General features: G+C 74.6%; 9 protein-coding genes. 1 reads left to right on the top strand and 8 read right to left on the bottom strand.

The window, feature by feature from the left end; genetic code table 11:
* Positions 1 to 10: 10 nt before the first annotated feature.
* From egtD to egtA, 4 genes are read right to left on the bottom strand one after another with little or no spacing between them, the layout of a single operon-like run.
* Entirely contained in the window at positions 11 to 973 is a 963-nt protein-coding gene (gene egtD / locus ABZ899_RS28510; RefSeq protein WP_361351279.1) for an L-histidine N(alpha)-methyltransferase, read from the bottom strand.
* On the bottom strand, positions 970 to 1761 hold the full coding sequence (gene egtC, locus ABZ899_RS28505) for an ergothioneine biosynthesis protein EgtC (RefSeq protein WP_361351277.1): 792 nt from the start codon (positions 1759 to 1761) through the stop codon (positions 970 to 972). Before egtC ends, egtD begins: the two co-directional genes overlap by 4 nt.
* Positions 1761 to 3080: an ergothioneine biosynthesis protein EgtB gene (egtB, locus tag ABZ899_RS28500; protein WP_361351275.1), complete on the bottom strand. Its 1320-nt coding sequence runs from the start codon at positions 3078 to 3080 to the stop codon at positions 1761 to 1763. The genes egtC and egtB overlap by 1 nt, the downstream gene beginning before the upstream one ends.
* Positions 3077 to 4411, bottom strand: a complete 1335-nt coding sequence (egtA, locus tag ABZ899_RS28495; RefSeq protein WP_361351273.1) for an ergothioneine biosynthesis glutamate--cysteine ligase EgtA — start codon at positions 4409 to 4411, stop codon at positions 3077 to 3079. The genes egtB and egtA overlap by 4 nt, the downstream gene beginning before the upstream one ends.
* 313 nt (positions 4412 to 4724) lie before the next feature.
* On the opposite strand from egtA, the gene ABZ899_RS28490 reads away from it, so the two are divergent.
* Complete coding sequence (locus tag ABZ899_RS28490) at positions 4725 to 5549, top strand: TIGR02452 family protein (RefSeq protein WP_361351271.1); 825 nt, start codon at positions 4725 to 4727, stop codon at positions 5547 to 5549.
* Here the strand turns inward: ABZ899_RS28490 and ABZ899_RS28485 are convergent.
* The 4 genes from ABZ899_RS28485 to ABZ899_RS28470 form a co-directional block, all read right to left on the bottom strand.
* Positions 5534 to 5980, bottom strand: coding sequence for a type II toxin-antitoxin system PemK/MazF family toxin (locus tag ABZ899_RS28485; RefSeq protein ID WP_361351269.1), 447 nt, complete (start codon positions 5978 to 5980; stop codon positions 5534 to 5536). The genes ABZ899_RS28490 and ABZ899_RS28485 overlap by 16 nt on opposite strands.
* A 231-nt stretch (positions 5981 to 6211) precedes the next feature.
* Positions 6212 to 7636 (bottom strand): amidase, encoded by a 1425-nt coding sequence (locus tag ABZ899_RS28480; protein WP_361351268.1) that lies wholly within the window; start codon positions 7634 to 7636, stop codon positions 6212 to 6214.
* A gap of 125 nt (positions 7637 to 7761) precedes the next feature.
* Positions 7762 to 8688 carry an RNA polymerase sigma-70 factor gene (locus ABZ899_RS28475; protein ID WP_361351267.1) on the bottom strand — a complete coding sequence of 309 codons (927 nt, stop codon included), beginning with the start codon at positions 8686 to 8688 and terminating at the stop codon, positions 7762 to 7764.
* 74 nt (positions 8689 to 8762) lie between these two features.
* On the bottom strand, positions 8763 to 9236 hold the full coding sequence (locus ABZ899_RS28470) for a carboxymuconolactone decarboxylase family protein (RefSeq protein ID WP_361351265.1): 474 nt from the start codon (positions 9234 to 9236) through the stop codon (positions 8763 to 8765).
* Positions 9237 to 9329: the final 93 nt, after the last annotated feature.

Here is a 9329-nt window from a genome sequence, read left to right as displayed (position 1 = left end):
GAGCCGTCCGTCACCGCGCCGTGCTCAGCGAGAGCGCGAACCGGCCCTCGGCGTCCGTCCACCAGTGCGTCAGCTCCAGGCCGGCCGCCGTGAGCTCCGCGCGCACCCCGTCCCGGCGGAACTTCGCCGACACCTCGGTGCGCATCTCCTCGCCCGCGGCGAAGTGCACGGCGAGGTCCAGCGCGGGCACCTTCACGGTCTGCGCGGTACGGGCGCGCAGCCGCATCTCGATCCACTCCTCCCGTGCGTCCCACACCGCCACATGGTCGAAGGCGCCGGGGTCGAAGTCGGCGCCCAGCTCCCGGTCGATCACGGCGAGGACGTTCTTGTTGAAGGCGGCCGTCACCCCGGCCGCGTCGTCGTAGGCGTCGACCAGGACCCGCTCGTCCTTGACCAGGTCCGTGCCGAGCAGCAGCGCGTCGCCGGGGGAGAGCAGCGCCCGCACCGAGGCGAGGAACACCGCGCGCTCCGGCGGCAGCAGATTGCCGACGGTGCCGCCGAGGAAGGCCACCAGCCGGGGCCCCGGCGTGTCCGGGAGGTCCAGGCCCGCGGTGAAGTCGGCGATCAGGGCGTGCACGTCCAGCCCCGGCCGCTCCTCGGCGAGTGCCCGCCCGGCCTGGGTGAGGGCGCTCTCGCTGACGTCGACGGGCACGTACGTGTGCAGCCCGGTGAGGGCGTCGATCAGGTAGCGGGTCTTCTCGGAGGAGCCGGAGCCCAGCTCGACGAGGGTGCGGGCGCCGGTGGCGGCGGCGATCTCGCCGGCCCGGCCGGTGAGGATCTCCCGTTCCGCGCGCGTCGGGTAGTACTCGGGCAACTCGGTGATCTTCTCGAAGAGTTCGCTGCCGTGGGCGTCGTAGAACCACTTCGGCGGGAGTGTCTTGGGAGTGCTGGTCAGGCCCGCGAGGACGTCGGCGCGCAGTGCGGCCGACGTGGCGTCCTCGGGGAGGGTGCGGGTGATGTGGAACGGACTCACGTGCTGGGCTCCTTGCGTGGTGCGTAGGCAGGGGCGCCGCTCGGTTCCTTGAGCGGGGTGAGCAGGACGTCGGTGCGGCTCGCGGCGAGCAGGGTGTGGTCGGGGACCTCCTGCCAGTGCGGGTCGTCGTCGTAGGGCTCGGAGGCCACGACGGTGCCGCCGCCGGTGCGGCGCAGGTACCAGAGGGTGTCGCCCCAGGTGGTCGCGGTGATGGTGGCGCCGTCGGTGAGGAGCAGGTTCAGCCGGGAGCCGGGGGCCGCCTCGGCGACCTCCAGGACCGTGTCGGCCAGCGCCTGCCCCGGTTCGTCCCCGTCGCGCAGCCGTGCGAGCACCAGCGCCCACACGAACGCGGAGTCGTTGCGGGCCTCCATGGACAGCAGGTCCACGGCGGGCAGCGTCGAGGTGAGCGGCGCGAGCGAGGCGGGCCAGCCCTTCACGGCGCCGTTGTGGCTGAACAGCCAGGTCCCGGTGGCGAACGGGGCCGCCGCGGCCTCCTGGTCGGCGCCCGGCACCGTCGCGTCCCGCACGGCGGCGAGCAGCGCGGCGCTGCGCACCACCCGGGCGAGGTCCGCGAACGACGGGTCGGCCCACAGCGGTCCGGCGCGCCGGTACCGGGCCGGCACCGGATCCTCCTCGGCGTACCAGCCGACGCCGAAACCGTCGGCGTTGACGGTCCCGTACCGCTGCTGCCGCGGCGCCCACGCCTGCCGGTACAGGCCGTGCGGGGGCTCCACGAGGAGCCGGCCGAGCGGCTCCCCGGGCCCTACATAGGCGAGGTGACGGCACATCAGGCGCCCTCGGCGGAGCGTGCGGTGCGGAACCCGGAGAAGATCTGCCGCCGGATCGGGTAGTCCCAGTTGCGGAACGTGCCCCGGCAGGCCACCGCGTCCACCGCGAAGGACCCGCCGCGCAGCACCTTGTGCTCCGGTCCGAAGAACACCTCCGAGTACTCCTTGTACGGGAAGGCCTGGAAACCGGGGTACGGCAGGAAGTCGCTCGCCGTCCACTCCCACACGTCACCGATCAACTGCCGTACGCCCAGAGGCGACTCGCCCTCCGGGTAGCTGCCCGCCGGGGCCGGCCGCAGATGGCGCTGGCCCAGGTTGGCGTGCCGGGGCGCCGGGTCGGCGTCGCCCCACGGGTAGCGCGTCGAGCGGCCGGACACCGGGTCGTGCCGAGCGGCCTTCTCCCACTCCGCCTCGGTGGGCAGCCGGCGTCCGGCCCAGCGGGCGTAGGCGTCGGCCTCGTACCAGCACACGTGCAGCACCGGCTCGTCGGGCGGTACGGGCTCGGTGACGCCGAAGCGCCGGCGCAGCCACTGGCGGCCGTCCCGGCGCCAGAACAGCGGGGCGTGGATGCCGTGCCGCCGGATGTGCGCCCAGCCCTCCGGCGTCCACCAGCGCTCGGTGTCGTAGCCGCCGTCGTCGATGAACGCCTGGTAGGCGCGGTTCGTCACGGGTGTGGTGTCGATGTGGAAGGGCGCCACCTCGCGCCGGTGCGCGGGACGTTCGTTGTCCAGTGCCCATGGCTCGGTGGAGGTGCCCATCGTGAACGGGCCGCCGGGGACCAGGACTTCGGACGGCCCGGTGAACGGGGGAGCCGGGTCCGGGTCGGGGGCGGTCAGGGCCTGCGGGCCCTTGCGGAGCTGATGCGTGATCAGCATCGTCTCGTCGTGCTGCTGTTCATGCTGCGCGATCATCCCGAACGCGAAGCCGGCCTCGGTCAGCCGCGTCCCGTGGAACGCGGTGCCGTCCAGCAGGTCCAGGACCCTGCCGCGCACCTCGGACGCGTACGCGCGGGCCTCGGCCGGCGCCAGCAGCGGCAGCGAGGGGCGCTCGGACCGCGGGTGCTCGAAGGCGTCGTAGAGGCCGTCGATCTCGGGGCGCATCGCGTCCCGTCCGGCGACCGCCCGGAGCAGCCACTGCTCCTCCTGGTTGCCGATGTGGGCGAGGTCCCACACCAGCGGGGACATCAGCGGGGAGTGCTGGGCGGTCAGGTCCGGCTCGTCGACGCAGCTCGTCAGCAGGGTCGTACGGGCGCGGGCCGTGGTGAGGGTGGTGAGGGCCCGCTCGCGGAGCGTCTCGGCGTCGAGGGCGGGGTCGGTCATGGATGGATGTCCTTCCCGTGCGGGGTCCCCGCGTGCGAGCGGAGCCGGGGGTGCGGGCGGCCTGTGCCGCGGTGCCGGTCGAGCAGGTCGTCGGCGGGGCAGCGGCCCCGGGCGACATAGCGGTCGTGGTAGGCCGCCACCGCGTCCGTGACCGCGGTGCCCGCGCCGAGGCGCGGCAGGGCCTCCTGGGCCGCCGTGAAGCAGATGACCGCCACCTCGTGGAGCTCGGGGTCGGCCAGGCCCGAGCGGGCCGCCCCGGCCCACAGCGGGTTGTGCGGCGCGGGCCGGGACAGGGTCCGCTCCGCGAGCGGCTTCACGGCCCGGTAGGCGGTCTCGGTGGCCTGCGGGTCGTCGAACAGCGCGGCGGTCACGGCGAGCGGCACCACCCAGCCGTCGTCGCCGGGCTGCGCGTCGATCATCCGCAGCTCCAGATGGCCACGGGGTCTGACCGGCGGGAACAGCGTCGTCAGGTGGTAGTCGAGGTCCGCCCGGGTGGGCGGCCTCGGCGCTCCCGTCCGGGTCCACTCGCGGAAGGACAGCCCCTCGGGCACCTCCCACGGGCCGTTCTCGCCGCGGACGCACATCACGGGCGCGTCCAGCACGTGCCGCGCCCAGCCGGTCCTCGGGTCGCCGTTCAGCGGGGGCGCGCCCGCGCGGTCCGGGCCGATGTCCATCCAGAACCGCTGCCGGGTGGAGACCCAGCCGGTCGGTTCCCGCCCGGTCAGCGGGGAGTTGGCGAAGGCGGCGACCAGGACCGCGCCCAGCTGGTGGGCGAGCCACCAGCGCCGGCCGTGGCCCAGCGGGCCGGGTTCCTCGTACCCGGCGTCCAGGCAGACCTGGACGGAGGCCGAGGTGCACATCATGGCGCGTCCCGCCGGGCCCCTGCGGTCCAGGACGGCCTCCATGGCGTCGTAGCGCGGTTCGCGCAGGAACCGGCGCGGCGGGTGCCAGGGGTCGGCGCCGAAGCCGGCGAGGGCGAGTCCCTGTCCGGCCAGCACCGCGCGGACGGCGGCGAGGTCGGCGGAGACGATGCCGACGCACTCGGTGAGCGAGCCGGCGGGCGGCGAGCTCAGCTCCAGCTGCCCGCCGGGCTCCACGGTGAGAGCCGACCTCAGAGGCAGGGAGCGCACGGCGGCGTAGGCCGCTTCGAGTCGTTCGGATGTCACGGGAAGCCGCGGGTCGCGCAGCTCCTGCACTATCCATTCCACTTCCACCCCGAGCGTGCGGGGCGGGCCAGTCTTGAAGCAGATGCCCCGGACCAGGGCTTCCACTTCGGCTTCGGTGACCAGGGTGCGGGAGTGCTCCGTACAGTCACTGACCGAGTCGGACATATTTAGATCCTCCTGACAAACCACGATGCCACCGGCCCGCGGATCTCGCGGTCCGGAGCGGCACACTCGTCCCACCCAAGACGTTCACGACGAGTCGCACAAGAGTGCGTGTCCGGCAGGTTCGGGGTCGGTCATCTCCCTTTCCGCGGCGTGTGCTGGGGCTTTTCCGGCCGTCCCGCACGGTCGCCGGACCGCTGGAATTCCTGTTGCGGCGCAGCACCAGCATCGCCCAGGATGCTCAGGTGAGCACGGCGGGGGAGAGCACGAGCGGCCCGCGCGGTCGCGGGCGCATGGCGCGCACGGGGGTGGCGCCATGAGCGCGCGCCTGCGCGGCATCGCCGAGGAGACCGAGCGGATCGTCGCGGCGGGCTCCTACCGCGCGCCGGACGGCCGCGAGGTGCTCATCGCCGCCGCCGTCCGCGCGGCCCGCGAAGGGACGCGGATGTACGGCCCCGAGCCCGTCCCCGTGCCGGATACGGCCCCGGTGACGACGTCGTTCGAGGTCACGGGGGAGAGCAGCCTGGAGGCGGCCCGCCGCCTCGGCGCCGGCACCGCCGTGCTGAACTTCGCCTCGGCCCGCAATCCCGGCGGCGGCTTCCTGAACGGCGCGCAGGCCCAGGAGGAGGCCCTGTGCCGCGCCTCGGCCCTCTGTACCTGCCTGCGGGCGGCGCCCGGGTTCTACGACCACCACCGCGCCCGGCGCGACCCGTTCTACACGGACCGCGTCATCCACTCACCCGCCGTGCCCGTCTTCCGCGACGACCGGGGCCTGCTGCTCGCCGAGCCGTACACGGCCGGCTTCCTGACCGCCGCCGCACCGAACGCGGGCGTCGTACGGCGTACGGCCCCCGAGCGCGCCGCCGAACTGCCCCGTGCGCTCGCCACCCGCGCCGAGCGGGTGCTGGAGACCGCCGCCGCGCACGGCTACCGGCGACTGGTGCTCGGCGCCTGGGGCTGCGGCGTCTTCCAGAACGACCCGGCGCGGGTCGCGGAGGCGTTCCGGGGCCTGCTCGGACCGGGCGGACGGTTCGACTCCGCGTTCGAGCGCGTGGTGTTCGGGGTGCTCGACCGCACCCGGGACGGCGCGACACGCGCGGCGTTCGCCCGGGCCTTCCCCACGGGTCAGGTCCAGCCGTAGCGCTCGTGCAGACGGCGCCGGACCAGGTCGAAGCGGCCCCGGTCCAGGGCGCACGCCTCCCGGCGCATCCCCTCCTCGTACAGCCGCAGCACGCGGTCGACCCCCACCCAGGAGTCCCGGCCGGTGCGGTCCCAGGGGCCGCTGCCGATCGCCACCCACTCACGGTCGCCGTGGCGGCTCCTGCTGGACAGCTGCACCGCGAGGAAGGTCCCGGTGGCCTCGCGCGCCACCACCAGCACCGGGCGGTCCTTGCCCCGGCCGTCGTTCTCCTCGAAGGGCACCCAGGTCCAGACGATCTCCCCGGGGTCCGGGTCGCCGTCGTGGGCGGGCGAGTACTCGGTGCGCACCTTGCCCACCGCGCGCGGGTCGGCCTCCGTGGTGGCGGAACGGCCGTGACGGCCCGGGACGTTCTCTTCGGTGTACGTGTTCACGGAGGCACCCTAGGGGGTGTCCCGTCGGTCATGCCGGGCTCCCCTCGTCCGGCACCGCGCCTCGCGGCGTTGTCGCCGGTCGCCGATTCCCGCGCTCCCGGCTTCGCCCGATCGGGGGACCCCCGTCGCGTCGGCCCCCCTCCGCCTCGCGACGCACGCCCCGGACCGCTCGCTGATCCGGGCTGACCGGCAAGACACCCCCCGGGTGGTCCCGGGCGCCTCTCCCCGGGGTCAGCCGGCCGCGACCGGCGCCGTCTCGCCCTGCTGCGGGGGCCACAGTTCGTGCCAGCGCAGCTCCGACTCCAGTTGTGCGGCGAGGGAGATGAGCAGCGGCTCGCTGTGCGCCGGCCCGAGCAGCTGACCGCCGACGGGCAGGGAGCCCACGAACCCGGCCGGCACGTTGACACCGGGCCAGCCCAGCACGTTCCACGGCCACGCGTACGGGCAGGCGGCGATCATGGCCCGGTCGGTGGCGAAGCCGCCGAGCTCGGCCAGCGCGCCGATCCGGGGCGGGGGAGCGGCGGTCGTCGGCGTGAGGACGACGTCGTAGGCCTCGTAGAACCGGCCGATCCGGTGGTGCAGGACCGCCTCCGCGCGGCGGGCCGCCCGCAGCGGGGGCCCGCCGAGCAGCCGGCCCAGCCGGACGGCGCTGCGGGTGCGCGGGTCCAGGAGCGCGGGGGACGGCACGTCGGCAGCCCACTCGGCGATCCCGGCCGTGGCGCGCGGCACGAACGTCAGTCCGATCCGGCCGTACGGCGGGTCGGCCTCCTCCACGTCGTGGCCCAACGCCGCGAGCCGTGCGGCCAGTTCGACGACCTTGGCCCGCACCTCGCGCTGGAGCCGGGCGGGCACCGCGGTGAACGGCGGCTTGAGGGAGAGCGCGATGCGCAGCCGGCCCGGGTCGCGGCCCACGGCGGCCGAGGCGTCGACGGCGGGCGGGCGGTGCGGGTCGCGCGGGTGGTTGCCGGCGGCCGCGTCCAGCAGCAGCGCGGCGTCGGCGACCGTGCGGGCGAGGGTGCCGTTGACGGTGATGCCCTTGAAGGACTCGCCGCGCGGCCAGGTGGAGATGCGTCCCCGCTGGGGCTTGATGCCGATCAGATGGGTCCAGGAGGCCGGGATGCGGACCGATCCCGCGCCGTCCGAGCCCAGGGCCGCCGGCACCAGACCGGCCGCGACCGCGGCGGCCGACCCGCCGGAGGAGCCGCCCGGCGTGTGGTCCGGGTGCCAGGGGTTGCGGGTGGCGCCGAAGGCGGGCCCCTCCGTGAAGGGCCACTGCCCCAGCTCGCAGGTGTTGGTCTTGCCGACGATCACCGCCCCGGCCGCGCGCAGCCGCCGTACCGCCTCCCCGTCCTCGGCGGCCGCCGGGAACTCCCCGCGGCAGCCGAACGCGGTGGGCTCGCCCGCCACGTCCATGTCGTCCTTGACCGCGACCGGCACACCGAGCAGCGGCAGCCGCTCACCGGAGGCCAGCCGCTCGTCCGCCGCCCGCGCCTCGGCGAGGGCGGCCTCGGCCCGGACCACGCGGAACGCGTTGAGAGACCCCTGCGTGGCCTCGATGCGCGCCAGCGCCTCGGTGACGAGAGCCCGCGAGGTCACCTCCCCGCCGGCCAGCGCGCGGGCGGACTCCACGAGACCTGCGGCACGGTCGGGCGTCATACGGGGCACCTCCGGGACGACGATGTCTACCGAACGGTAACCTCCGGCGGGCCGGGGCGAAACGTTTTCGCCCGGTGTGGCTCCCAGGACCTGGAAGCCGCACCGCCACCCGCGCGGACGGGTCGTCAGCCGGCGACCGCGGATACATACGGCGCCAGCTTGGCCGGGTTCATGACCCACATCAGCCGTTCGATCCCGCGGTCCGAGACGTCCGCGCACAGCAGTGCCACCGGATGGCCCTCGCGCCGCACGAGCACCGCGGGCCTGCCGTTGGCCTCCACCCAGCGCACCTGCGAGCGCGGCCAGAACCGCGGCGCGAAGGCCACGAGGTACCTGGCCACCCGCTCCCGCCCGGCGACCGGGACCCGGGACGCCCCGCGCATCCCGCCGCCGTCCGCGTAGCTGACGACGTCCTCGGCGAGGAGGTCCTCCAGTGCCGTCAGCGTGCCGCCTCGCGCCGCTTCGAGGAACGTCTCCAGCAGCCGCCGGTGCGCGTCGTCGCTCACCGGCTCCCGGCGCGCCGCCTTCAGATGCTTGCGGGCGCGGCTCACCAGCTGACGGGTGTTCGGCTCGCTCGTCTCAAGAATCCCCGCGATCCGCCCGTACGGGTAGTCGAAGGCCTCCCGCAGCACGTACGCGGCGCGCTCCACCGGGTTGAGCCGCTCGAGGAGCAGCAGGACCGCCAGGTCGACGGCCTCCGCCCGCTCCGCGCCCAGTTGCGGATCGGCGCGGGTGTCGACCGGCTCCGGGAGCCACGGCCCCACGTACGTCTCCCGCAGCCTGCGGGCGGACCGCGTGGAGTTGACGGCCAGGCGCGTGGTGACGGTCGTCAGGAACGCCGCGGGCTCCCGGACGGCCGAGCGGTCGGTGCGCTGCCACCGCAGCCAGGTCTCCTGGAGGATGTCCTCGGCGTCCGCCACGCTGCCGAGCATGCGGTAGGCGATGCCGAAGAGCTGGGGACGCGCCGCGAGGAAGTCCTTCATCGCGTGTTCGAGCGAGTTCCCGTCGTCCATGGCCCGTTCGAGGGGTTCGCCGTCGTCCCGGTCGCGCATCGTGCCTCCCGTCCCGGACCACCATGCTAGTTGTCCGTCCGCCGGAGCGCCCCGGCGGACGGAACCGGCGCCGGTCAGCCGAACTGGCCCGGACGGTAGTCCCCGGCGGGCTGCCGGTTGATGACATTGACGCGGTTGTAGGCGTTGATGAGGGCGATCAGCGAGATCAGCGCCAGGAGTTGCTCCTCGTCGAAGTGCTGGGCGGCCCGGGCCCACGCCTCGTCGGTGACACCGCCGGACGCGTCGGCGATCCGGGTGCCCTGCTCCGCCAGTTCGAGGGCGGCGCGCTCGGCGTCCGTGAAGACCGTGGCCTCCCGCCAGGCCGCCACCAGGTGGAGGCGCTGGGCGCTCTCGCCGGCGTGCGCGGCGTCCTTGGTGTGCATGTCGGTGCAGAAGCCGCAGCCGTTGATCTGGCTGGCGCGGATCTTCACCAGTTCCTGGACGGTGCCGGGCAGCGACGAGTCCGAGATGGCCTTGCCGGCGGAGTTGACGTGCTGCAGCACCTTGCCGGCGAGCGGGCTGCCGAAGAAGTCGAGACGCGGTTCCACTGTGAACTCCCAGAAGGTAAGAGGGGATACACCTCACTGACCGATCCGGCCCCGCGGTTGTGACACGGGGGCCGTATGGCGTGCGTCACCACG

The organism is Streptomyces sp. NPDC046859 (genome assembly GCF_040645135.1).
Taxonomy (GTDB): domain Bacteria; phylum Actinomycetota; class Actinomycetes; order Streptomycetales; family Streptomycetaceae; genus Streptomyces.
Note: the sequence above shows the minus strand (reverse complement) of the source record. Positions and strands in the feature narration are given on the sequence as shown.